Raw genomic sequence first — 22984 nt, forward strand, 5'->3', positions numbered from 1 at the left:
TCAACTCATGGCCCGTCCCCTCGATCATGACAAGCGTGCCGAGCTGCTCGGCCGCGTCGTCGACTACATCGGCACCCATGGTCTCGACGACTTGACACTTCGCCCGCTCGCCGCCGAACTCGGTACCAGCTCTCGAATGCTGATCTACTACTTCGATTCTCGTGAGAACTTGATCGTGCAGGCATTGACCAGCCAGCGACCGGCGTTCGCCGAAATGTTCGGCGACGTCGACACTGCCGACCAGCTCGAGAAACGATTGCTCGAGTTGTGGAAGTCCATGTCCGACGGTGGCGACGAGGTCAGCTCACGAATCCTGATGCAGGTCATCGGCATTGCGTCCATCAAGTCCGGCGTACTCGCGGACTTCGCGCGCGACAGCGTTCGGGCACTGACCGACGCTTTGGCCGCAGCGATGGCCCGTTGTGGGATGGACTCGTCCACGGCCTCAGTGCAGGCGACAACCGTGGGGGCCGGATTCCGAGGGCTGCTGCTCGACCGTTTCACCACGGGGGATTCCGAACGCACCGATGCGGCCGCCGCCATGCTCTTTCGCGGGCACACCTGAGCGTGGACGAGGCAGCTCTCGCGCGGGAGAAGTACGACTCGATCCACCGGACAAGTGTGTGATCGTTGCCGATTTCGGCTTGCGTTGGAGTGCACTCGAAGACGTAGCGTCTGGTCCATGACCGCAGCACCGCATTCACCGGCCGCGACCGATACCGAGGACGTGAGTATCGGAATCGCCGAGATGGCCGAGTCCTCGGGGCTGACGCAGGACACGCTGCGTTGGTACGAGCGGGAGGGCCTGATACCCGAGATCCCTCGCACGGCGATGGGTAGACGCGCGTTCAGCCCGCGACTGGTCGCACTCGTGCAACTTCTGGTTCGTCTTCGGTCGACTGGGATGCCCACGGCCGATATGCGCCGATTCGTGATTCTGGTGAACCTTGGTGCGTCCACGCATCAGGAAAGGATCGACATTCTGAGCGCGCACCGGGTACGGGTCGACGAGAAGCAACGTCGGCTCGCCGAAGCGCGGTCCGCGCTGGAAACGAAGATCTCGCACTACGAGGACCTGATCGCACAGGGTCGCGACTGTGATGGTCTTGCGGTCATACCCCCATCAGTCAACGAGCACAGGAGCATTCATGTCGATTCCCACTCGTAACGTCCCGGCACTCGGACGCAATGTCGGTGCCATCGGCCTCGGTTGCATGGGTATCAGCTGGGCCTATACCGGTGCCGATACCTCCTCGGACACTGCCGGTGCACCGATCCTCGCGCACGCACTCGCGTCGGGTATCGACTTCTTCGACACCAGCGACGCCTACGCCGCCGGACACAACGAGAGGGTCGTCGGCCGCGCTCTGGCCGGGACGGATGCAGTGATCGCCACGAAAGCCGGCTTGGTCGGGAACACCGACGGTGGTTCACCCGTTCTGACCCGAAACGGGACGCCGGAACACCTCACGCAGGCCTGCGACTCGAGCCTGCGGAACCTCGGTGTGGACACCATCGATCTGTATTACCTCCACCGCGTCGACGACCAGGTGCCGATCGAGGACTCCTGGGGAGCCCTGTCCGAATTGGTGGCGGCGGGCAAGGTGCGCACCCTCGGTCTCAGCGAAGTCACCGTCGAGCAAGCACGGGTGGCCCACAGTATTCATCCGGTCGCTGCGGTGCAGTCCGAACTATCTTTGTGGACTCGAAACGCATTGGGGCAGGGCACTACACACGACGGTGACCCCGTGGGAAACATCGTGGAGTGGACGGGTGAGAACGACGCGGTGTTCGTGCCGTTCTCGCCTCTGGGTCGAGGATTCCTCACCGGTTCACTCGACACCGCCGCACTTCCGGCGACCGACATGCGGTTGGCGCTTCCACGATTCTCCGGAGTTGCGGCCGAACAGAACCGATCGATCGTCCAGGTGGTTTCCGCGGTTGCATCGAGACACGACTCCACCCCTGCCGCTGTGGCATTGGCCTGGGTACTCGCCCAAGGTCCCCATGTGATTCCTATTCCCGGAACCACCGATATCGGACACTTCGACGCCAACCTCGCGGCACTCGAGCTTCAGCTCACCGCGCAGGATCTCATCGCGCTCGACGATGCACCCACCGCAGTCGGATCTCGCTACTGACATGACGCGAACGGCGCTGTTGGAGATCGACTTTCAGCCCTGGATCATAGAGCTCGGACACGACCCCGGCGCATTGGCTCGCGCCGGATCGGTCCGTGACGCTCAGCGTGCGGCGGGCGCACTGGTGGTGTGTACTCGATATCTGAGCCGCGATGCTGCCGATCCGCTGCGTTCCGACCCGGCGAGCGACGGTGCCCGCTTTCACCCGTCGATGACGCCTCTGCCGGGAGACCTCATCGCAACGAAGTTCGACCGCGACATCTGGTCCAACCCGGATCTGGACGCTCAGCTGAGACTTGTCGGAGTGCAGCACCTGATGATCACCGGGTACCTCACAGATTTCGGGGTTCGGATTGCCGCCGAACGCGCGTGTTCATTGGGCTACCGCGTCACGGTGCACTCCGCTGCCTGCGCGGGATCGTCCGAAGACGAGCATCAGCGGGCCCTCGAATCCATAGCGGCAGCCGGGGCTACCCTCGACGGGACCCCGGCGAAGCCCGCTACTTCGCGTCGCGGAAGTACGGTTCGACAGTGCCCTTGAGCTTGACGAGCATGGGATTGCCGTAGCGATCCTTCGCGGTGGGGACTTCGATTCGCACCCAACCCTCGGTCACGTTGTACTCGCGAACACTGGTCTTCTCGACGCCATTGAAGCGAATACCCACGTCCCGGCGAAGAACCTCTTCGTTGTAGAAGGGGCTCCGCGGATCGATCGCGAGGTGATTCGGTGGAACGTCTGTGTTCTGATCCTCTGGCATGGATTTCTTTCGTCGAATGCTGCGTCAGGTGCTTGGTTGGATCCACAGAGAGAATACGCGACCCAGCGCTGTCGGCCCTAGCCCCGCGCCATGTCCACGAATCTCGACAGGTGAAGCTGGTGTGCCACAGTGATTGTCGCGGTCGGACCGTTACGGTGCTTGCCGAGAATCAAGTCGGCCTCACCGCCGCGGGGGTCGTCGCGCTCGATTGCGTCGGGGCGGTGCAGCAGAATGACCATGTCGGCGTCCTGCTCCAGTGAGCCGGACTCACGAAGATCCGAGACCATCGGCTTCTTGTCGGTTCTCTGCTCCGGACCACGGTTGAGCTGGCAGACCGCGACCACCGGGCATTCGAGTTCCTTCGCCAACAGCTTGAGCTGACGCGAGAAGTCGGAGACCTCCTGCTGACGCGACTCGACCTTCTTACCCGACGACATCAGCTGAAGGTAGTCCACCACAATGAGTTTCAGGCCGTTGCGCTGCTTGAGGCGACGGGCCTTGGCGCGGATTTCCATCATCGTCAGGTTCGGAGAGTCGTCGACGAACAACGGCGCTTCGCTGATCTCGCTCATTCGGCGGGCCAGCTTGGTCCAGTCGTCGTCGGTCATCTTTCCCGAACGCATGTCGCCGAGCTTGATCTTCGCCTCGGCGGACAACAGTCGCATGACGATCTCGGTACGACTCATCTCCAGAGAGAAGATGACACTGGGCATGCCGTGCTTGATGGAGCACGAACGCATGAAATCCATACTTAGGGTCGACTTACCAACGCCAGGTCTAGCCGCCACGATGATCATCTGACCCGGGTGCAGGCCGTTGGTGATTTCGTCGAGTTCGGCGAATCCTGTTGGTACACCGAGGGATATGCCGCCACGGCTGGCGATGGAGTCGATTTCGTCCATCGTGGGCTGCAGCAGTTCCTCGAGGGGGAGGAAGTCCTCGGAGGTGCGGCGTTCGGTGACCTCGTACACCTCGGCCTGCGCGCGGTCCACGACCTCGGCGACGTCCTGTCCGTCTGCTCCGGCGTAACCGAACTGCACGATGCGAGTCCCGGCCTGAACGAGGCGGCGCAGAATCGACTTCTCCGCGACGATCTCGGCGTAGTACCCGGCATTGGCTGCCGTCGGCGTGGTCTGTGTGAGGGTGATCAAGTACGGAGGGCCGCCGATGCGCTTGAGCTCACCGCGACGATCCAGCTCGGCCGATACGGTCACCGGGTCGGCAGGCTCACCGCGGCTGTAGAGGTCGAGGATCGCGTCGTACACGTTCTGATGAGCCGGCCGATAGAAATCGCCCGGACGAAGCACCTCGAGCACGTCGGCGATGGCGTCCTTGCTCAACAGCATGCCGCCCAGCACGGACTGCTCCGCGGCCATGTCCTGCGGGGGCTGGCGACCGAAATCCTCGCCGGGTCCCTCGCTGGACGAGGGGCCGGAGTAGTCGGACTGTCCTCGATCGTCCACAACTGCCACGCGAACCGGCCGTCCTCTCCCCATTGTCGTCGGCATCGTCGGATATCACCCGGCGGTGCGGTGTAGCAAGTTCTACCCCCGGGCACCGACAAGCTTTCTCGGCACCGGATTCGCACTGTCCCGTCGCCGCTGCACGGCATCGAGAGAGACGCTGCACGGACGTTAAGCGCTATCGGCAGGAGTCACAACATGGCCTGTGGATCAAACTGTGCATGAAATGTGGATGGTGTTGAACAACCGTGTTGACCGTCTGGGGATAACCTGGGTATAACTTTCCGAGTTTATCCCTTTTCCGCAGGTCAGAGCGTGTACATAAAGTTTTCTTCCTGTGCATCGATTCTGGATCGGCGTGTCGGCCGAATTGACAGCTCGGGCGTGTTGAGTAAATACCAGGTGAACCCGAGGGTGAACTGGGTCACAGCGACTGGGAAGCCTCACAGAAACAGACCAACGTCCCGTTCAAGCCCGAGGGGCCCGATTCCGGGCTTGGAATCGGGCCTCTCGATACTGCCGACGAAACTCAGCCGACCGTCTCCTGCGGGCACTTCGCCGGGTCCAGCACGGTGACCTCCTTGGTACCGATCTGAAGCACTCGTGCCGAGGGAATGTCGAAGAACAGTCCGGTGATTCGCAACCGCCCCTCGGCGTTGGCTCGGCCTACGACGCGATGACGAGTGAGCGTCTGCAACTGCACCGCCACGTTCACCATCGCGAGTTGATCCGCCTCACCGAAGCCGAGCTCCGCCGCCTGACGACCCACCACATGCCCGCTGCGGTACGCGTCGAGGCTTGCCATCCCGTACCCCAACCATTCCGCGACGGACGCGTCCGCAGCGTTCTCCGGCCCACTCAGCACCGCCTTCATGGCACCGCAGCCCGAGTGCCCGCACACCACAACCGACGAGGTGCCCAGCTGATCGACACCGAAGGCCAGCGCCGCCTCCACCGAGCAGTCCTGCCCCTGAGTGGGCACGAGGTTGCCCATGTTTCGGACGGTGAACAGATCTCCTGGGCCGCTGCTGGTGATCGTGTTCGGCATGACGCGCGAATCCACACAGCACAGAAAGAGAGTGTCGGGATCCTGGTTGTCGGTCAGACCCTCGAGGTGCGGACGTATGTTGGGGGCGTGCGTGCGGTGGTACTCCGCCACCCCGCTCAACACCGGCCGCAGAGCAGCAGGCGAATCTTCCTGCGCAACATCGCTCTTGAGCTGCCATGCGCGCCACGGCGCCAACGAGCTGCGTACCGTCGCGGATCCGCGCTTGGGCGGACCCTGCGCAGCAGCCGCCATCGAGGCGGTGCCCACCTCTTCGACCTTCACGGTGCCGCCGCCGAGTTCGTGCTGACGCATCCACTCGTTCATGGCGTCGTGCACGGCGTGATCGAGGAAGTCGACGCCCAGATGCACGGTGACGGCGGTGCCTGCGGGCACTGTGGAGAGCACGTGCGTCAATCGAGGGAGCGCAAGAAAGCTCAACGAGCCCTCGGTGGTGACACGCCAGGTGCCGTCGACCGTTTCCTCGGCCCTGACCTTGGCCCACACGACACGGCGCAGCACGAGGATGATCGACAGTGCCAAACCGATCAACACACCCTCGAGCAGGTTGAGCGCCACCACTCCGACGACCGTGACCGCGTAGACCGCGATGTCTCCGGTCTTGTTGGCAATCTTGATGTCCGCCAGCTTGATCAGCTGCACACCGATCATCACCAGCAGTCCGGCCAGAGCGGCGAACGGAACCAGTTCGACGATCGAGATGAACAGTACCGAGAAGATCAGAATCCACACGCCGTGCAGAATCGCCGATGCACGAGACTTGGCACCGACCTTGACGTTGGTGGCACTGCGCACGATCACGCCGGTGATCGGCAGACCGCCGATGGCACCGGAGGCCATGTTGCCTGCGCCCTGAGCCATCAATTCCCGGTCGAAGTTGGTGCGCTCACCGCTGTGCATCTTGTCGACGGCCACCGCGGAGAGCAAACTCTCGACACTGGCGATCAACGCGATGGTGATGACGCCGGTCGCGAAGGCACTCCACTGCCCGTCCGGCATGATCGGGAAGCTCAGCGATTCGATCAGGTTGCCGGGCAACTCGATTCGTTCGACATCGAGGGAGAAGAAGATCGAGACCGCGGTGGCGGTGACCACTGCGACCAGTGCGGCCGGCACCTTGGTGACCTTGGCCAGTACGCCGGACAACCCGCCCAACCGTGGCCAGGCGAACATCAGCACGACGACGATTCCGCCGACGATGATCGACGGCCACTGACCGTTCGCGACGGACGTGGGGATGGCCAGGATGTTCTGGACCGCCGAACTTTCGGATTCTCCTCCGAGGAGTACGTGAATCTGTTGCAGTGCAATGGTTATACCGATTCCAGCGAGCATCGCATGCACCACGACCGGCGAGATGGCCAGCGCACTGCGCGCAATCCGGCTCATTCCCAGAAGAATCTGCACAGCACCGGCCAGGACGGTGATGGCGCACGTTACGCCCCAACCGAATTGGTTGACCAGCTCGGCAACCACGACGGTCAGGCCTGCTGCCGGGCCGCTGACCTGCAGCGGTGATCCGCCGAGGATCCCGGCGAGGATTCCGCCGACCACCGCGGCAATGAGACCGGCCATGATCGGCGCACCCGATGCGACGGCGATACCGATCGAAAGTGGCACTGCAACAAGGAAAACGACCAGCGAGGCCGGTACGTCGTATTTCAGGATCGACCCGAAGCGAGACTGCGGCTCGGATCGGGTCTCGGGACTGGGGTCGGAATCGGGTTCCACGGTCGTGGTCACGGCAGCGTTCCTCCGGGCGTCTAGGCGTCAGGTGATTCGTCGAGATGGTCCTGCTGTTGTGTCGCCCCTCAGCAAAGGTTACGCAAAGCTCTGCCCATAGGCTCCTAGAGAGAGATCCTTCACAATTCGGAAACCGTTGCGGCAGTTGAATTTTGTGAGAAGACACGAAAAAGCCCCACGAACCCTTGGTTCGTGGGGCTTTCCGGTGCCGTAACGGGCCGAAAGCTGAAATCAGCTTCCGACGACCTCCAGCTTGAACTTGGCGGTCACGTCGGGGTGCAGGTTCACGACGATGTCGTGCTTGCCCGTGCTCTTGACGTGAGCCTTCGGCAGATCGATGCTGCGCTTGTCGACGACCGGGCCACCGGCAGCCTTCAGAGCAGAAGCGACGTCCGACGCGGTGACCGAGCCGAACAGCTTGCCCGAGTCGCCCGCGGTCTTCACGGAGAGCGTGACGGCCTCGAGGCCTTCGATGGCCTGCTTGAGCTCGTTGGCGTGCTCGAGGCCGCGGACGGCACGAGCTTCCTGAGCGCGGCGGATGCCGTCGACCTGCTTCTGAGCTCCACGGGTGGCCTGGATGGCCAGTCCGCGGGGCAGCAGGAAGTTACGGCCGTAGCCGTCCTTGACCTCTACGGTGTCGCCAGGCGCACCGAGGTTGTCCACATCAGCGGTGAGGATCAGTTTCATACCAATCGCCCCTTTCTATCGAGCCGTCGCGGCGTAAGGCAGCAGTGCTACCTCACGCGAGTTCTTCACGGCAACGGCCACGTCACGCTGATGCTGGACGCAGTTGCCGGTGACACGGCGAGCGCGGATCTTTCCGCGATCGCTGACGTACTTACGCAGCAACGTCGTGTCCTTGTAATCGATCGACGTGTTCTTTTCCTTGCAGAAGGAACACGCTTTCTTCTTGAGCACCTTGTCGCGCAATGGCGGTTTGGGCATGGGTCTTTCTCCGTTACATCTGGTTGTTCTCGATCGAAGGATCTAGAACGGTGGCTCTTCGTCTCCGCCACGTCCGCCGAAGGAGCCCGACGCCGCCGGGGCACTGCCCCAGGGATCGTCTCCACCGGAACCGGAGTTGGACGAGGAGTTCGAGCGGCCGCCGCCCGATCCGCCGGAGGAACCGGAGCCGGAGCCGGAGTTGAAGCCGCCTCCGCCGCCACCTCCACCGCGATTGGCCTTGTTGACCTTTGCGGTGGCGTAGCGAAGTGAAGGTCCGATCTCGTCGACTTCGAGCTCGACGACTGTCCGCTTCTCACCTTCACGCGTCTCGTACGAGCGCTGCCGCAGCCGTCCGCTCACGATCACTCGCGAGCCTCGGGTCAAGCTCTCGGCAACGTTCTCCGCTGCCTCGCGCCAGATGTTGCAGCGCATGAAGAGCGCGTCGCCGTCTTTCCACTCGTTCGTCTGACGATCGAATGTGCGCGGGGTCGATGCAACCGTGAAGTTGGCAACCGCCGCACCGGCGGGGGTGAATCGAAGTTCTGGATCAGCCGTCAAGTTTCCGATGACGGTGATGACGGTCTCGCCTGCCATGGTTCCTCTTTCAGTAGTAAGCGTTGTAGATGCCAGCCTAGAGGCGGGCAACGACAATTACTTGCCCTGTCGCAGGACCTTCGTACGCAGAACGGACTCGTTGAGTCCGAGCTGACGATCCAGCTCGCTGACGGTGGCAGGCTCGGCGTTGAGGTTCACAACGGCGTAGATGCCCTCGGCATGCTTGAGGATTTCGTAGGCCAGACGACGCTTGCCCCACACATCGACCTTGTCGACGGTGCCGCCATCCTTGCGAACGACGTTGAGGAACGTATCGAGCGACGGAGCGACAGTGCGCTCGTCCAGATTGGGGTCGAGAATGACCATCAATTCGTAATGACGCATAAGACCTCATCACCTCCTGTGGACTAGTGAAAACGGCCACGGACTATCCGTGGCAGGAGGGTCGTTGCGTCAGCAACCCCTCGAAGATACACGACAGGGCCCTGACCTGCTAATTCGCGTCGGGCGCACGGTCCGGCGTTCGCGCGTCATAGTCTTGCACCATGCGATCCGGGGTCCGCGCCAATCCGATGACGGTCGTCGTGGTCGTCGCGATGGCTGCGGTGGGATTGATTCTTGGGTATCTGAACAAGGCCCGATGCGCGGTCGCGCCGTTCGACGCCTCCGGCCGCAGCACGGTGTTCGACGCCATCAAGGATTCCTCGGTCTGCTACTCCGACATCCAGTTCCTGTGGCTCGGCCGAGACATCGACAATCACATCTTTCCCTACATCCACGGGGCCATCACCAGCGACGGGATCCTCACGGGCGGGACGGTGGAGTACCCCGTCCTCAGCGGGTTGCTGATGTGGCTCGGAGCCATTCCCGCCCACACCGATGCACAGTTCCTGTTGACCTCGGCGTTGATTCTTGCGCCGTTCGGTCTGCTCACCGCCTGGATGCTCGGCCGAATGGCGGGCTGGTCCGCCTTGCTGTGGTCGATCGGACCGCCGCTGGTGATGTACGCCTTCCACAACTGGGAGCTTCCCGTCGTGGCCACCGCCGTCGGCGCGATCTTCGTCATGACGCTGCCGATGCCACTGCGGCGCAGAGCGATTCTCGCGTCGGTGCTGCTGGCCGTCGGCTTCTGCCTCAAGCTCTATCCGGGAGCATTCGTGTTGCCCCTGATCGCGTACGTGGTCACCGGCGGCATCGACGGGCGCGAGTCCGCCGACACCGCCGAAGGTCGCTGGGACATCCGCGGCGGCCTGATGGTTGCCGGCGCTGCGATCGGCACCGTCGTCGCAGTGAATCTGCCGTTCGCAGTGCTCGGTTACGAGGGGTGGCGCGCATCCTTCACATTCCAGTCGCTGCGGCAGGCAGACCTGACGACCAACTCCATCTGGTACTGGGGGCTGCGCCACTTCTACATCAGCGACCAGATGACTCCCGATGCCTACGCCGAGGCCGAGGCATCCTTCCAGGACGTGGTCGACGTCGCGTCGCCGCTGCTGGTGTTCGCCGCGTTCGCTCTTGCGCTGTGGCTCGGCTGGCGTCGCGCAAAGGTCGACGGGACGTACCCGTGGGTCGCTGTGAGCGGATCGATGCTGTGCGGGTTCATGCTGCTGCACAAGGTGCACTCGCCGCAGTACACGCTGTGGCTGCTGCCCTTCCTGGTGCTGCTTCGCGTCCCGTGGGGACTCGTCGCCGCGTATCTGCTCGTCGATCTGTCGATGGGAATCGGCGTCTTCAAGTACTTCGCCGCGTTGGCCTCGGGTGCCGATGCCAACGACGAGGAGTTCTTCGTTCTCGTCGGGGTGTGGGGACGAGCGCTGCTGCTGATCGTGCTGTTCGTCTTGTTCATCCGAGCGCACGCGCGGATCCCGTCGAGCGACGAAACCGACCCCGAGTCGGTAACGTCTCGCCGGCCGGCATCGACATCGTTGACGACATCATCGGGGCAGTAAGACGCACAGTGGGGCGGGGACATGACGCAGGCGTCACGATCGCAGGGGAACACCGGGGAGCAGATCACCGAAGTACGACGCGTCGGCCTCGTCGAGGACCACGAATCGGTAGCGCTCGGACTCAAGGCAATGCTCGCGGACGAACCCGATCTGGAACTGGTGTCCACCGCCGCCACGGTCTCTGAGTTGCTCGCCCAGCAGCAGACATTCGATCTGGTCGTGCTCGATCTTCGTCTCGGTGACGGTTCGTCACCCCGCTCGAACGTGGAGCAGTTGCACAATGCAGGCGCGCGCGTCCTCGTCTACACCGGTGCCGAGAACGCCTTCCTGGTTCGCTCGGCAGCCCGTGCAGGCGTGCTGGGCGTGGTCCGAAAGTCCGCACCCGCAGCGGCGATCGTCTCCGCGATCCGACGCGCAGCGAGCGGCGGGCAGGTCGTGACGACGGACTGGGCTGCCGCGATCGACGGCGATCCGCAGCTCCCCGACGTCGGACTCAGTCCACGTCAGCGCGAGGTACTCGCCCTCTACGCGTCGGGCGAGAAGGCCGGACGCGTCGCCCGCCTGGCCGGACTGTCCGAGCAGACCGTCAACGACTATCTGGTTCGGATCCGCAACAAATACGCCGAGGCGGGGCGTCCGGCACCGACGAAAACCGATCTGTACAAGCGAGCGGTCGAGGACGGCTGGCTCCCGATGCCCGAGCTACCTCCGCAGGATTGACTCGACGACGGCGGCCCTGCTGTGGTTCATCCCACAGTCTCGGCACGAGGGAAACGCATGGTTGACGGTTCAATGCCCCTAATTGTCAGGGCAGAAAACCTGCGCATTACCTGTGAGAATCGTTCTCATTGGTTTAGTTGGTCTCAACCCACTTCGGCGCCCGGGAGATCTGATGTCCGCTCTGCTCGACCCCATGCCCTCCGAGAGCGGCTCATCGCTCCCGGCACCGCTTCGCTCACGTGGCCCCATCAGCCTGGTTCCGCCCCCCATGCAGGTACACCCCGTTCCCGCCGCCGCGAGCCCGTTCCCGCCCCGACCGGATCTGACCGACCGCGAGATCGAGGTCCTGCTCTGCTGGATTCGACACGATTCGAAGACCGAAGTGGCGAAAGCACTGTTTCTCTCGCTCGGCACCGTCAACACCCACCTCACCCGCATTCGGGCCAAGTACACCTCTGTCGGGCGCCCGGCACCGACCAAGGCAGGGCTGGTGGCACGGGCCCTCCAAGACGGACTGGTGGATATCTCGGAGCTGTGAGACCGCCGGTCAGACGCTGACGGCGGTCTCCACGCCTTCCTTCTCGAGACGCTTGTTGCGTCGGATGCTGCTCAGCAGAGCGGCTCCGATGAACAGGATTCCCACGAAACCGGTGATCAGCTCGTTGATGTGCACACCGATCGAGACCAGCAGGATGATGGACAACGCACCGATCGCCCAGTGCGCACCGTGCTCGAGGTACACGTAGTCGGACAACGTTCCCTTGCGAACCAGGAAGACCGTGATCGAGCGGACGAACATCGCGCCGATGAAGCCGAGGCCGAGCGCGATGATGATGGGGTCCGCGGTGATGGCGAAGGCACCGATGACACCGTCGAACGAGAAGGACGCGTCGAGCACCTCGAGGTAGAGGAACAGGAAGAACCCGGCCTTACCCGTCGCCTTCGCCAATTCGCTCGGACCGTTCGAGGACTCCTCGCCCTCTTCTTCGACGTGGAAGAGCTCACCGAGTCCGTTGACCGCGATGTACGTGATCATGCCGAGCACGCCGGAGACCATGACGGTGGAGATCTTGTCATCGTCGGCGAGGAATTCGGCGCTCAGTACCAGCAGCAGGCCTGCGACGACCACGGACAGCTGATCGAGCCGGCCGATGCGAGCGAGGGGCTTCTCGAGCCAGCTCAGCCAGGTGATGTCGCGGTCCTCGAAGATGAAGCCGAGGAAGAGCATGAGCAGGAACATGCCGCCGAATGCAGCGATCTGCGGATGCGCGTCGGTGAGGAGCGTCTCGTAGCTGGGCGAACCGTCCGGGAAGGTCGCGGCGCCGTCTGCCGGCGGATTCAGCGCCAGATCGATGGCGGCGACCGGACCGAGGCCCGACGCAGCCCAGACGATGACCAGCGGGAACAGCAGCCGCATACCGAACACGGCGATGATGATGCCGATGGTGAGGAAGATCTTCTGCCAGAACTCGCTCATGCGTCGCAGCACGGTGGCATTGATGACGGCATTGTCGAAGGACAGCGACACCTCGAGCACACCGAGGATGAGGACGAGGATCATCGCCTCGATCCCGCCGTACAGGAAAGCCACGATGACGGACACGATGGTGACCGCGATCGACCATCCGAAGATCTTCACAACCACAGTCGTGGCCCTTCTCGAGACTAAAGACGGAAAAACCCCCGCCCATCATGAATGACGAGGCGGGGGTACTCCCAATCTTGAGAGGGTCTTTACTACACGTTTACTCCGAAATCGCGCGCGATTCCTGCGAGTCCGGACGCGTAGCCCTGACCGACTGCGCGGAACTTCCACTCCGCGCCGTTGCGGTACAGCTCACCGAAGACCATCGCGGTCTCGGTGGAGGCATCCTCGCTGAGGTCGTAGCGAGCGAGCTCGGAGTTGTCGGCCTGGTTGATGACGCGGATGAACGCGTTGCGCACCTGACCGAACGACTGCGAGCGTGCGTCCGCATCGTAGATCGATACGGGGAAAGTGATGGTCTCGATCTCCGGCGGCACAGCGGCGAGATCGACCTTGATCTGCTCGTCGTCTCCGTCGCCCTCACCCGTGGTGTTGTCGCCGGTGTGCTCGATGGAGCCGTCGGGAGACTTCAGGTTGTTGAAGAACACGAAGTGCCCGTCGCTCAGGGCCTTCTTCGTCGAGTTCAGAGCGATGGCGCTGGCGTCGAGATCGAAGTCGGTGCCGGTCGTCGTGCGGATGTCCCATCCGAGACCGACCACAACCGCGGTCAGGTTCGGAGCTGCCTTGGTGAGCGAGACATTGCCACCCTTGCTGAGGCTGACGCCCATGGAGAGGTCCTTTCGCAATTGGTTTCCCGTTACGGGTTCAACCGTAGTGGGAATGTCCGGTTCTTGGACGTACTCCGCCAACGAGTACGACATCGCCAGGGTTCCCGTCAGTACTATCGAACAGGTGACAAGTCGCTGGCCTGGGGTGTTCCGCCGGGGTGCCGAAGCGGACGCCGCCGCGCGTCGTTCCCAGGACAACGCTGTCGCCGCGTTTCTCGACATGGACAAGCGTCAGTCCATCGCCTCGGCGGGCGTCGAGGCCTCCACCGCACTGCGCCCCCAGGATCGACTCGCGGGCCGATGGACCGACACCGAGAAGCAGTGTTTCGACGCCGGAGCCGCCTACCTCGCTGCCGTCGAGCAGTTCGACGGAATCACCACCCCGGCCGCCAGATCGGCCTTCGACCGAGCGACCGCGCTTCTGCACGATGCCAGCACTGCCGTGGACCGGTTCTACGACGCTCATCGAGGCACCCTCGAGCAGGCCTCCGCTCAGTTCGCCGCCACCCCGCGCCTGGTCCAGGACGCCTTGGCCGAGGCCGACGCAGCCCGATCCACCGTCGACGAACAGTTTGCCGGCTACCCATCACTCCGGCAGGCGTGGCGCGAACTCGATTCGGCAACAACGCAATTGCAGGCCGACCAGCGTGACCCCCTGCGTGCCCGAGAGCACGCCGCCCTGGTCCGTGACCGAGCCGCCGCACTGCGGGCTGCCGTGGACTCGGCCCCGGGACGTCTTCAGGAGGCCAAGACGGCACTGGCCTCGGTGCGCACCCGAATCGAAGCCGTGCGAACGAGATCCGAGGGCATTGCCCCGGCATTCTCGAGTCTGCTCCGGGAGTTCAACGCCAAGAGCTCGGCAGACCTGTCTCGCAACGAACGGTCGAGTGCGCGTCACATCGAGCAGGCCGACGAGGATCTGAGCGCGGCGCGTTCGGCACTCGGTGCGGGCAATCCCGAACACGCACTGGATCTGGTGACCCAGGCGCGCCAACACCTGAGCGATGCCGAACAGCTGGTCGACGCGGTCACCGACCGAGTTCGGCTACTGCGCGCGGTCAAGGCCGATCCGAAGGAGACCGAGAACAAAGTGCGGTTCAAACTTCGTGACGCTCAACAACTCGCGATCAATCGCGGTCTGGTTGCCGAATGGGGCTCGGTGTTGGATGCTCAGCTCGCCCGGATCGACAGGGCGAGCACGGCGCTGACGGGTACCCATCCCGACTACTGGTCATATCTGCAGGATCTGGATACCATTTCGGACTTCATCGCAGGCGTGATCGACCGCATGCGTACCTCGCACTGATCACATTCACACGAAGGACAGTGGTGCAACACTTTCGCCATCTCGACGCAGACACCCGTGACCGAGTGTTCTTCCTGCAGCCGGAAGACATCGAGACGAGCGACGGAAACGACCTCGTGGCAACGGCTCTCGGCGCAACGCTGTACATCCCGGCGACGCGTCCCGACCTGACCGCGACGGTGAACAAACGCACCGACGAGGGGGTTCGGTCCATCGTCATCGATCTCGAAGACGCTGTGGCGGACCATAATCTGGAAGAAGCGCTGGCCAACACCGTGCGAACTCTGAACGAACTCTCGGGTTCGAGATCGCTCGTGTTCGTTCGGGCTCGTACCGCCGCGCACATCCGCAGCATCTGCGCCGGCCTCGAGCACGGTGCCGCCGGGCTCGCGGGATTCGTCGTACCGAAGTTCACGGCAGCACACGGAGCCGAGTCCCTCGACGAGATCGTCGCCGCATCGAAGGCACACGGCACCCGTCTGTTCGCCATGCCCGTCCTCGAATCCACGGAAGTGGTGCACCGGGAGACGCGCGACGCGGAACTCGTTGCCATCCGTGAACTCCTCGGCCGCTATCGCGACACGGTGCTGGCGGTGCGCATCGGTGCCACCGACATGTGCGGGACCTTCGGCATCCGCCGCGACCGCGACCTGACGATCTACGACGTCCGCGTCGTCGCCGACGTCATCAGCGCGATCGTCAATCACCTGGGCCGGTACGACGGATCGGGATTCGTCATCACCGGACCGGTGTGGGAGTACTTCGCAGACCACGAACGCATGTTCCGTCCCCTGCTGCGTCAGACGCCGTTCGTCGACCAAGAGGCCGTACGCTTCCGCCAGCAATTGGTCAGCAGCGACCTCGACGCCCTCCTGCGCGAGGTGGCACTCGACCGTGCGAACGGCATTCAGGGCAAGACCGTCATCCACCCCTCGCACGTGCCTGCGGTGCACGCACTGTCCGCAGTGACGCACGAGGAGTACCACGACGCACTCGACATTCTCTCGTCCGACCAGGGCGGCGTCCAGGCATCCGGCTACCGCAACAAGATGAACGAACTGGGCCCGCACCGCAATTGGGCGAAGCAGACGATGGTGCGCGCCAAGGCGTTCGGCGTCACCAACGAGGGGATCACGTTCGTGGATCTACTGACCGCACTGGCACAGCGATGAACGCGAATCCGGCCGACGGCATCGTGCTCACCGACACCGGCTCGTCGTCGTCCTGGACGGCAACACAATTGGTGCGTCCCGGTCTGCGTCGCAACCCCCGCCGCGCCCACCTGCTGGTCTCGACGGTGCTCGGCAAACACATACCCGTCGACCCGGACGTCGTGATCGCCGCCGGCAACGAACTGGCCGCTCTGGTGCGCACCGCGGTGAACGGTTCCGATGTCGACGTTCTCGGATTCGCGGAAACGGCAACGGGATTGGGCCATACGGTTGCGACGGCTCTGGGCGCACACTGCTACCTGCACTCGACGCGTCGCCCCGTTCCCGGCATGACCGTGCACGGCGAGTTCGAGGAGGGTCACTCGCACGCCACCGACCACCTGCTGATGCCCACATCGGCCGACCTGCTCGCCGGCGACCTGCCGTTGATACTCGTCGACGACGAGATCTCGACCGGAGCGACCGCGTTGGATGCGTTGCGACAGATTCACGCGTCGGCCGAGCGCGCGCACTACGTCATCGCCTCCCTGGTGGACATGCGCACCGCCGAGCATCTCGCTGCTGCCGCTGCGGTGGCAACGGAACTCGGCGTTCGAATCGACAACGTGAGCCTGGCGCAGGGATCGGTCGAGCTGGAGCAGGGTCTGGTGGAGACGGTGCTGGACCTACCCGATCCGGTGTTCAATCCCACTGCTGCACAGCCTGGTTCGGTTCGTCGAGTCGACGCCCACTGGCCGGCGACCCTGCCCGACGGCGGCCGCCACGGATTCCTCCGATCCGACGCGGCAGGTTTCGACTCCGCGATCGACGATCTGTCGGCCACCGTCGCTGCAGCGCTCCCCGAATCGGCACCGGTGGTCGTCATCGGCCACGAGGAGCTGATGTATCTGCCGCTTCGACTCGCGGCGGCACTGCAGAAGCGGGGACACCGTGCCCTGTTCCAGACCACCACCCGGTCACCGGCATACGTTCTCGACGTGCCCGACTACCCCCTGCGCCGCGGCTTCGAATTCGCCGCGCCCGAGGACGAATCGGGACTGCGCTACCTCTACAACGCGTCCGGGCCGCACGAGGCGACACTGGTGCTCGTCGCCGACGCCCCCGCCGACACCGACGCCCTCGCGGCAGCCGCCGAGACTCTCGCCGCGTCGGGCGCCGACGTACTCCTCGTGGTCGTGACCGGAGCCGACCCGGTGGCGCTCGAGGTCTCGCGGCGGGCACAACCACTCCGCGGACCCGAGTTCGGCTCCTACGCAGCGGACGAAGTCACCTGGCTGCTCAAGGACCTCTCGTCGGTCTCGCTCGAAGCAGGAATCGAAGAGCGGGAGAAGCGCATTCAGGCCGGTGACGCCCACTACGCCGAATCGCTCCCGGTCGAGTACCAACCGGATCTCGCCTACCGCGAACTGTTCGAGAAGGTGCTGCAGGACAGTGCATCGCGGCTGGCGGTCGCGGTCGGAACCGTCACCGAGGTCGTGCTGGCCGAGCGCGGCCACGACATCGCACTAGCCTCGCTGGCCCGCGCGGGCACCCCCGTCGGAATTCTCATGCGCCGCTGGGCCTTCGCAGCCCACGGCATCGAAATTCCGCACTACGCCGTCTCGATCGTGCGCGATCGAGGTATCGACGCCGTCGCACTGCGCTACCTTGCCGAGCACCACGACTCACGCTCGGTGGTGTTCGTCGACGGCTGGACCGGCAAGGGTGCGATCGCCCGCGAACTCACCGCCGCACTCCGCGACTTTCCCGGAGCCGAGTTCGACGACGACCTCGCCGTGCTCGCCGATCCGGGCAACTGCGCGCGCACGTACGGCACCCGTGACGACTTCCTGATCGCGTCGGCCTGCCTCAATTCGACTGTGTCGGGTCTAGTTTCACGTACCGTGCTCAACGACGAACTGATTCGCCCCGGTGACTTCCACGGCGCGAAGTACTACGCCGATCTCGCGCCCGACGACGTCTCGCGTCACCTGCTCGACACCGTCGCTGCACGTTTCGAAGACGTCCGGGAGGAGGTCGCCGCCTCGGTGACCGCCGTGCTCGCCTCCGACCGAACCCCCACCTGGACGGGATGGGCATCGGTGGAGAAGGTCCGCGAGGAGTACGGCATCTCGCACGTCAATTTCGTCAAACCCGGCGTCGGCGAGACCACTCGGGTGCTGCTGCGCCGTGTCCCGTGGCGGGTGCTGGTGCGGGACGCCGATGCGCCCGAGCACGAACACATTCGGATGCTCGCCGCGGCCAGGGGAGTACCGGTGGACGTGGTTCCCGACCTCGCCTACTCCTGCATGGGGCTGATCAAGAACGTCTCGAACGCGGACGCGTCGTGAGCTCTCTCGTCGCGGTGGATCTCGACCGTACGATGATCTTCTCCGAGGGCGCACTCGGTGTCCCCCTGGACGATTCGTTCGAGTGTGTCGAGATGTACGAGGGAAAGCCACTGTCCTACATGAGCTCTCGCTCGGTTGCACTCCTTCGAGCGTTGAGCGAGACCGTGATCGTGGTGCCGACCACCACGCGAACCATCGAACAGTTTCGACGGATCGCGCTGCCCGGCGCACCCTGGCGATACGCCATCACCAGCAACGGCGGCAACATCCTCGTCGACGGTGAGCCGGACATGCATTGGCGCAACGGGTTCGCGTTGGATCTGGCGGGCATCGGTGCAGAGTTGAGATCGCGGGTCTCCGAGGACTGGGTGCTCAAGTACCGCGAGGCCGACGGCCTGTTCTGCTACCTGGTGGTGAACACGGCCGCTGTGCCCGAGGGCTTCGTCGCGGAGTGGTCGCAGTGGTGCGCCGCTCGGGACTGGAACGTCTCGCAACAGGGGCGCAAGATCTACACGATGCCCAACGCGGTGTGCAAGAGCTCTGCGGTGGCCGAGGTTCGGACCAGGCTGATTCAGGACGGCACCCTCGACGCCGCTGCCCGAGTCTTCGCCGCCGGTGACGGGGCGCTCGACGCCGAGATGCTCATCGCGGCCGACGCCGCGATCCGTCCGCGGCACGGTGAACTGGAGCTGCTCGGATTCACCCGGCCTGGTTTGACCGTCACCGACTCCTCCGGCGTCCGGGCCACCGAGGAAATCCTCGAGTGGCTGCGGAACCGAACCGCCGTGCGCCGCGTCTAACTGTTCGTCGGGGAGACAGACGTGGGGCAAGGGGTGGGTATGACGGATCCGTACGAGGAACTCGCAGCGACGATCGACAAGATCGTCACCAGTACGTTCGTGACGCCGGTGGGTCCCGAATTTCTCGACTCCGTTCTGGACGCGGCATTCGAGAAGGCGAACGTGGCCCTCGACTACCGCGGCGAGTTCGAGCCGACCGAAGTGGTCATCACCGAGGCGTTCGAGGTGATGCCGCACGAGCAGATCGTGACCATGGTCGAATCGCTGGGAACCGCCACCATCGTGAACTCGTCCAAGAACTGGAACGACTTGTCCGCTGCCGCAACCACCGGATCCGACGGCTTCCGTTCCGGCATCGAGGCGGCCATGACGTCGGGCTGGTCGGGACCGACAGCCGACGCCGTCCGCGGCGGTGTGGGCAACTACGTCTCGTCCGCGACCGCGCTGTCCACCTCGATGAGCTTGATCAGCAACAAATTGCTCGAGGCGCACTCCGGCTTCACGCAGACACAGTCGCGGATGCCACCGGTGGTTGCGCCCGGAAGCAGCATGATCGATGCCCTTCTGCCCATTCCCTTCGCCGCGAAGGATGCAGTGTCGGCCCGAGAGGAGCAGCAGGAAGAAGCACGCCGAATCATGCGCTCGGTCTACATACCAGGGGTATTGCAGTCCGATTCCCAGGTCCCCGTGCTACCGGCGGCGCACAACCCGGTCGCTGACGGTGGCGGTTCCAGCGGAGGCTGGGGACTCGGCACCTCCGCCGGGGGCGGAGGTATCGGCTCGACCTCCGGCACCACCGGCGCGGACGGAGGAGATTCGGCGGCCCGGACTGCTGCAACACAGGCGCAGGCCGGCTCCGCCGAGGCTGCCGAAGCGGGTCGGAGCGGTACTGCTGCGTCGGAGCAGCCCGGGTCGAGCGGTTCGGGTTCCCTGCCTCCGGCCGACAACTCCGGTGAAACTCGTGCCGCAGCGGCCACCGGGCCGGGTGCTTCCGGCGGTGGTACGGGTTCCGGGGTCGGCGCTGGTCCCGGCGGCGGCTACGGCGGAACAGGGCCAGGCGGCAGCGGCTTCGCCGGATCCAATGGTTCGGGCTACGGCGGCGGTGCGGGATACGGAGTCGGATCCGGAGGCAGTTCCGGTGCCGGATCGGGTTACGGCGGATCGGTTCTCGGCCCTCCGATCGGTGGCGGGGCGGGCGGCGGGGCAGGCGGTACCGGTGGTCCCGGCAGCGCAGCTGCGGCGGCCGGGCGCGCGGGAGCGCACGGCATGCCGGGAATGGGTGCCATGGGCGGTGCGCGCGGTGCCGGCGACAACGACGGCGAACACGCAACTCCCGGTTACCTCGTCGACGTGAGCAACGGCAGCGAATTGATCGGCGATCTGCCTCTGGTTGCACCTCCGGTACTCGGCGGCTGACGATGACGAGCTGGACCATGCCCGGTATCGACTTCATGCTGCTGTGCAGTCGATTCGGGCGCGACCGACTGCCGTATCCCCTGGCGGTCACCATCGACGTCGAGACCGTGAACGAACTCCGACAACTGCGGCGGGAGGCGTCGGCGAGGATCGACGCGATGATGGACGAGAAGCTCGGCGCAGCTGTTCGGACCATCGTCGACCCGATCGTTCGTATCGAATGTCGAGGCGAGACAACCGATTCCCGCTACGGAATCGTCCGCAGCCACGCAGCGATTCGTCACGACACGGCCACGGTACTCATCCAGGAGCCGGGGCCCGACGCCTCCTCCGGCGGTGCCGTCACCATCGAACTGACCGACCCGGCCCATGCCCCCGCCGTAGCTCTCGGATCCGTACCCACTGTTGCTGCCGGCCACCGACCGGCCGAGCGACTCGAACGCGCTACTGCTGCAGCGACTTCGGGCGGGTCGCATCTGTCCACCGCGACCCGGGGTGCGACGGCGGACGAGCAGTTCCGGTCGTTCTTCGACCGCCCACGGTCTGCAGTCGGCGAGATCATCGTCGCGCGTGGCAAGACCTACGACAACCGCCGCGACACCGATGCCGTCTCGTTCTTCTGGATGGACTTCGAGCAGGACGGCCGGTACATCGTGCACTCCGCACAGACGATCGACATTGCGCCTGCCGATACCGCCGGCCTGGCGTCGGAAATCGAGCGACATGTGGCGGCTGCTCTGAGGCGGTGAACACGGCCGGCCCTTGACACCCTATCGATAAGCGATAGGTTATCGATATTCGTTGTTATCGACTATCGATATGGAGGCGGCGGGATGGCATACGGACTGAGCTCGATGCGGACGAACAAATGGTCGATGGTGTTCTATGCGGCACTGGCCGTGGGCTGGTCCGGCTGGAAGATGTGGAAATACCACTCCTCGGACTACGTCGTCGCCACGGTCGAACCCGAATCGAACACACCGCCCGTCGAGTTGTTCGGGGGCCAGTTGCAACCGGGAAACTCGGTCGAGCTCAGTGTTCCGAAGGCCGAGATCACGCGGCTGCTGGGCTTCATCGACGTGATGCGCTACGGCGCAACCGTCGTCGGTCTGGTCATCATCCTGGTGGGTCTGCTGTTCTTCTACCGCTTCTGCAACCGCGTGATCGCTGGGAATCCCTTCACCAACGCCGCGCGCACCGACGTCGTGCTGATCGGCGTGTGCATTCTCGCGTACCCCATCATCACTGGGTTCATGAACATGCTCGGCACCAACAGCGTCGTCGGTGCGCTCGAGCTGAGCACGACCATCGACACTGCGCGGCCTGTCACCGGTCTCTGGATCGCGATCGCCGTGTCGACCTTCCTGCAGTTCGTCTACGCCGCCATCACCCAAGGCACCAAGCTCGCGCGCGATGCCGATGGTTTGGTCTGATGGCGGAGGAATTCGTCGACCACCTCGTCGTCTGCCATCTGGGCGAGATTCTCGACGCCCGCGGAATGACGCTCGCCGAGCTCTCGCGTCTCGCCGGGGTCAGCGTCGTCAATCTGTCGGTGCTCAAGAACGACCGCGCCAAGGCCATCCGATTCTCGACACTCACCGCCGTCTGTCGCGTCCTCGGCTGCACACCCGGCGACCTGTTCACGCTCCGCCAGATCTGACCGCCACCGAATCGCAGCCACACCAGTCGGACAAATCGAACAAGTACATTGGATGACGGTAACCAGCACTTCGAGAGAGAGTCCACCACATTGTCTGCTCCGGCCGGTCAACCGTTGTCCAAGGGTCAGAACGGCCCCCTCACCGTCGGTGACGTCGTCGTCTCCATCGCATTGGCCGTACCTGCGGACCTGTCTGCGCTGCTGGTCACCGACGCCGGAAAAGTACGCACCGACGCCGATTTCGTGTTCTTCAACCAGCCCACCGGCCCCGGCGTGCGCCTCGAGCCCAGCCAGGGCGGCCCGGCCCGGCTCGCCGTATCGCTCGCTGCAGTTCCCGCCGACATCGAGCAGATCCGCGCCGTCATCACCCTCGACGACGCGTCGAGCAACTTCGGTCGATCCGCCGCTCCCGTCGCGCGAGTGAGCGACGCAAGCGGAAATGTGCTGTACGAGTACACGATCGACGGTTTGAGCTCGGAGTCGATCGTGATCGCGCTGGAGATCTACCGCCGACAAGGAAGCTGGAAGGTGCGAGCCGTCGGGCAGGGTTACGCGGGCGGGTTCGCCGCGCTGGTGACCGACCACGGTGTGTCCGTGGACGACGCTCCTGCTCCTGCCCCGACACCTCCTCCCGCCCCCGCCACTCC

General features: G+C 64.3%; 25 protein-coding genes. 16 read left to right on the forward strand and 9 right to left on the reverse strand.

All coding sequences use genetic code 11. The annotated features are described in order from the left end of the window. Positions 1-7: 7 nt before the first annotated feature. The 4 genes from CH295_RS08930 (at position 8) to CH295_RS08945 (ending at position 2682) form a co-directional block, all read left to right on the forward strand. Positions 8-565 carry a TetR/AcrR family transcriptional regulator gene (locus tag CH295_RS08930; protein WP_094740443.1) on the forward strand — a complete coding sequence of 186 codons (558 nt, stop codon included), beginning with the start codon at positions 8-10 and terminating at the stop codon, positions 563-565. Positions 566-682: 117 nt separating this feature from the next. Further along, positions 683-1168, forward strand: coding sequence for a MerR family transcriptional regulator (locus CH295_RS08935; RefSeq protein ID WP_094740444.1), 486 nt, complete (start codon positions 683-685; stop codon positions 1166-1168). After that, the gene (locus CH295_RS08940; protein ID WP_094740445.1) at positions 1149-2141 is read left to right on the forward strand and encodes an aldo/keto reductase; all 993 of its coding nucleotides are present in this window, start codon (positions 1149-1151) and stop codon (positions 2139-2141) included. Before CH295_RS08935 ends, CH295_RS08940 begins: the two co-directional genes overlap by 20 nt. Position 2142: 1 nt before the next feature. Continuing rightward, the gene (locus CH295_RS08945) at positions 2143-2682 is read left to right on the forward strand and encodes a cysteine hydrolase family protein (protein WP_170945827.1); all 540 of its coding nucleotides are present in this window, start codon (positions 2143-2145) and stop codon (positions 2680-2682) included. On the opposite strand, the gene CH295_RS08950 is transcribed toward CH295_RS08945, so the two are convergent. From CH295_RS08950 to rpsF, 7 genes are all read right to left on the reverse strand, one after another. Next, a complete protein-coding gene (locus CH295_RS08950; protein ID WP_094740446.1) occupies positions 2642-2899 on the reverse strand; it encodes a DUF3297 family protein in 258 nt (85 codons plus the stop codon). The genes CH295_RS08945 and CH295_RS08950 overlap by 41 nt on opposite strands. A 77-nt stretch (positions 2900-2976) precedes the next feature. After that, a complete protein-coding gene (gene dnaB, locus CH295_RS08955; RefSeq protein ID WP_032396923.1) occupies positions 2977-4371 on the reverse strand; it encodes a replicative DNA helicase in 1395 nt (464 codons plus the stop codon). A gap of 520 nt (positions 4372-4891) precedes the next feature. Then, positions 4892-7171, reverse strand: a complete 2280-nt coding sequence (locus CH295_RS08960) for a SulP family inorganic anion transporter (protein WP_094740447.1) — start codon at positions 7169-7171, stop codon at positions 4892-4894. Positions 7172-7402: 231 nt separating this feature from the next. Then, a complete protein-coding gene (gene rplI / locus CH295_RS08965; protein WP_032378698.1) occupies positions 7403-7858 on the reverse strand; it encodes a 50S ribosomal protein L9 in 456 nt (151 codons plus the stop codon). A 15-nt stretch (positions 7859-7873) separates the two neighbouring features. Then, positions 7874-8116, reverse strand: a complete 243-nt coding sequence (rpsR, locus tag CH295_RS08970; protein ID WP_032396926.1) for a 30S ribosomal protein S18 — start codon at positions 8114-8116, stop codon at positions 7874-7876. Between the two features lie 42 nt (positions 8117-8158). Further along, positions 8159-8710, reverse strand: coding sequence for a single-stranded DNA-binding protein (locus CH295_RS08975; protein WP_037195207.1), 552 nt, complete (start codon positions 8708-8710; stop codon positions 8159-8161). Positions 8711-8767: 57 nt separating this feature from the next. Then, positions 8768-9055, reverse strand: coding sequence for a 30S ribosomal protein S6 (rpsF, locus tag CH295_RS08980; protein ID WP_008711385.1), 288 nt, complete (start codon positions 9053-9055; stop codon positions 8768-8770). 161 nt (positions 9056-9216) lie between these two features. On the opposite strand from rpsF, the gene CH295_RS08985 reads away from it, so the two are divergent. The 3 genes from CH295_RS08985 to CH295_RS08995 all read left to right on the forward strand — a co-directional run bounded on the left by CH295_RS08985 (position 9217) and on the right by CH295_RS08995 (position 11878). Further along, the gene (locus tag CH295_RS08985; protein ID WP_094634940.1) at positions 9217-10620 is read left to right on the forward strand and encodes a glycosyltransferase family 87 protein; all 1404 of its coding nucleotides are present in this window, start codon (positions 9217-9219) and stop codon (positions 10618-10620) included. 21 nt (positions 10621-10641) lie between these two features. Continuing rightward, positions 10642-11340, forward strand: coding sequence for a response regulator transcription factor (locus tag CH295_RS08990; RefSeq protein WP_094634939.1), 699 nt, complete (start codon positions 10642-10644; stop codon positions 11338-11340). Between the two features lie 172 nt (positions 11341-11512). Continuing rightward, the gene (locus CH295_RS08995) at positions 11513-11878 is read left to right on the forward strand and encodes a helix-turn-helix transcriptional regulator (RefSeq protein WP_094740448.1); all 366 of its coding nucleotides are present in this window, start codon (positions 11513-11515) and stop codon (positions 11876-11878) included. 9 nt (positions 11879-11887) lie between these two features. Here CH295_RS08995 and CH295_RS09000 read toward each other — a convergent pair whose 3' ends face one another. Both CH295_RS09000 and CH295_RS09005 read right to left on the reverse strand, forming a co-directional pair. Continuing rightward, complete coding sequence (locus CH295_RS09000) at positions 11888-12985, reverse strand: DUF475 domain-containing protein (protein ID WP_037195213.1); 1098 nt, start codon at positions 12983-12985, stop codon at positions 11888-11890. A gap of 92 nt (positions 12986-13077) precedes the next feature. Then, positions 13078-13653 carry a TerD family protein gene (locus CH295_RS09005; protein WP_027495074.1) on the reverse strand — a complete coding sequence of 192 codons (576 nt, stop codon included), beginning with the start codon at positions 13651-13653 and terminating at the stop codon, positions 13078-13080. Positions 13654-13873: 220 nt separating this feature from the next. Between CH295_RS09005 and CH295_RS09010 the strand changes: the two genes are divergently transcribed. The 9 genes from CH295_RS09010 to CH295_RS09050 form a co-directional block, all read left to right on the forward strand. Beyond that, positions 13874-14959: a hypothetical protein gene (locus CH295_RS09010; protein ID WP_037195637.1), complete on the forward strand. Its 1086-nt coding sequence runs from the start codon at positions 13874-13876 to the stop codon at positions 14957-14959. Positions 14960-14982: 23 nt separating this feature from the next. After that, the gene (locus CH295_RS09015; RefSeq protein ID WP_094740472.1) at positions 14983-16131 is read left to right on the forward strand and encodes an HpcH/HpaI aldolase/citrate lyase family protein; all 1149 of its coding nucleotides are present in this window, start codon (positions 14983-14985) and stop codon (positions 16129-16131) included. Beyond that, positions 16128-18461 carry a phosphoribosyltransferase gene (locus CH295_RS09020; protein ID WP_094740449.1) on the forward strand — a complete coding sequence of 778 codons (2334 nt, stop codon included), beginning with the start codon at positions 16128-16130 and terminating at the stop codon, positions 18459-18461. The genes CH295_RS09015 and CH295_RS09020 overlap by 4 nt, the downstream gene beginning before the upstream one ends. Continuing rightward, positions 18458-19261, forward strand: a complete 804-nt coding sequence (locus tag CH295_RS09025) for an HAD family hydrolase (RefSeq protein ID WP_170945828.1) — start codon at positions 18458-18460, stop codon at positions 19259-19261. Before CH295_RS09020 ends, CH295_RS09025 begins: the two co-directional genes overlap by 4 nt. A gap of 39 nt (positions 19262-19300) precedes the next feature. Beyond that, on the forward strand, positions 19301-20677 hold the full coding sequence (locus CH295_RS09030) for a PPE domain-containing protein (RefSeq protein ID WP_094740450.1): 1377 nt from the start codon (positions 19301-19303) through the stop codon (positions 20675-20677). Between the two features lie 2 nt (positions 20678-20679). Continuing rightward, a complete protein-coding gene (locus CH295_RS09035) occupies positions 20680-21426 on the forward strand; it encodes an ESX secretion-associated protein EspG (RefSeq protein WP_094740451.1) in 747 nt (248 codons plus the stop codon). Positions 21427-21510: 84 nt separating this feature from the next. Then, on the forward strand, positions 21511-22110 hold the full coding sequence (locus CH295_RS09040) for a hypothetical protein (protein WP_252341970.1): 600 nt from the start codon (positions 21511-21513) through the stop codon (positions 22108-22110). Continuing rightward, positions 22110-22337 (forward strand): helix-turn-helix domain-containing protein, encoded by a 228-nt coding sequence (locus CH295_RS09045; RefSeq protein WP_032378705.1) that lies wholly within the window; start codon positions 22110-22112, stop codon positions 22335-22337. The genes CH295_RS09040 and CH295_RS09045 overlap by 1 nt, the downstream gene beginning before the upstream one ends. Positions 22338-22427: 90 nt before the next feature. After that, a partial coding sequence (locus tag CH295_RS09050) for a TerD family protein (RefSeq protein WP_252341971.1) occupies positions 22428-22984 on the forward strand: 557 nt, incomplete at its 3' end.

Source organism: Rhodococcus sp. 14-2483-1-2 (genome assembly GCF_002259405.1).
Taxonomy (GTDB): domain Bacteria; phylum Actinomycetota; class Actinomycetes; order Mycobacteriales; family Mycobacteriaceae; genus Rhodococcoides.

Excerpts from the sequence above, each read along its gene's own strand:
- CH295_RS09045 (WP_032378705.1), top strand. The coding sequence starts at position 22,110 with ATGGCGGAGGAATTCGTCGACCACCTCGTCGTCTGCCATCTGGGCGAG.
- rpsR (WP_032396926.1), bottom strand. The coding sequence starts at position 8,116 with ATGCCCAAACCGCCATTGCGCGACAAGGTGCTCAAGAAGAAAGCGTGT.
- CH295_RS09010 (WP_037195637.1), top strand. The coding sequence starts at position 13,874 with ATGGACAAGCGTCAGTCCATCGCCTCGGCGGGCGTCGAGGCCTCCACC.
- CH295_RS08995 (WP_094740448.1), top strand. The coding sequence starts at position 11,513 with ATGTCCGCTCTGCTCGACCCCATGCCCTCCGAGAGCGGCTCATCGCTC.
- CH295_RS08930 (WP_094740443.1), top strand. The coding sequence starts at position 8 with ATGGCCCGTCCCCTCGATCATGACAAGCGTGCCGAGCTGCTCGGCCGC.
- CH295_RS08990 (WP_094634939.1), top strand. The coding sequence starts at position 10,642 with ATGACGCAGGCGTCACGATCGCAGGGGAACACCGGGGAGCAGATCACC.
- rpsF (WP_008711385.1), bottom strand. The coding sequence starts at position 9,055 with ATGCGTCATTACGAATTGATGGTCATTCTCGACCCCAATCTGGACGAG.
- CH295_RS08940 (WP_094740445.1), top strand. The coding sequence starts at position 1,149 with ATGTCGATTCCCACTCGTAACGTCCCGGCACTCGGACGCAATGTCGGT.
- CH295_RS09020 (WP_094740449.1), top strand. The coding sequence starts at position 16,128 with ATGAACGCGAATCCGGCCGACGGCATCGTGCTCACCGACACCGGCTCG.
- CH295_RS08975 (WP_037195207.1), bottom strand. The coding sequence starts at position 8,710 with ATGGCAGGCGAGACCGTCATCACCGTCATCGGAAACTTGACGGCTGAT.
- CH295_RS09040 (WP_252341970.1), top strand. The coding sequence starts at position 21,511 with ATGGCATACGGACTGAGCTCGATGCGGACGAACAAATGGTCGATGGTG.
- rplI (WP_032378698.1), bottom strand. The coding sequence starts at position 7,858 with ATGAAACTGATCCTCACCGCTGATGTGGACAACCTCGGTGCGCCTGGC.
- CH295_RS09030 (WP_094740450.1), top strand. The coding sequence starts at position 19,301 with ATGACGGATCCGTACGAGGAACTCGCAGCGACGATCGACAAGATCGTC.
- CH295_RS08950 (WP_094740446.1), bottom strand. The coding sequence starts at position 2,899 with ATGCCAGAGGATCAGAACACAGACGTTCCACCGAATCACCTCGCGATC.
- CH295_RS08945 (WP_170945827.1), top strand. The coding sequence starts at position 2,143 with ATGACGCGAACGGCGCTGTTGGAGATCGACTTTCAGCCCTGGATCATA.
- CH295_RS09035 (WP_094740451.1), top strand. The coding sequence starts at position 20,680 with ATGACGAGCTGGACCATGCCCGGTATCGACTTCATGCTGCTGTGCAGT.
- CH295_RS09005 (WP_027495074.1), bottom strand. The coding sequence starts at position 13,653 with ATGGGCGTCAGCCTCAGCAAGGGTGGCAATGTCTCGCTCACCAAGGCA.
- CH295_RS08935 (WP_094740444.1), top strand. The coding sequence starts at position 683 with ATGACCGCAGCACCGCATTCACCGGCCGCGACCGATACCGAGGACGTG.
- CH295_RS08985 (WP_094634940.1), top strand. The coding sequence starts at position 9,217 with ATGCGATCCGGGGTCCGCGCCAATCCGATGACGGTCGTCGTGGTCGTC.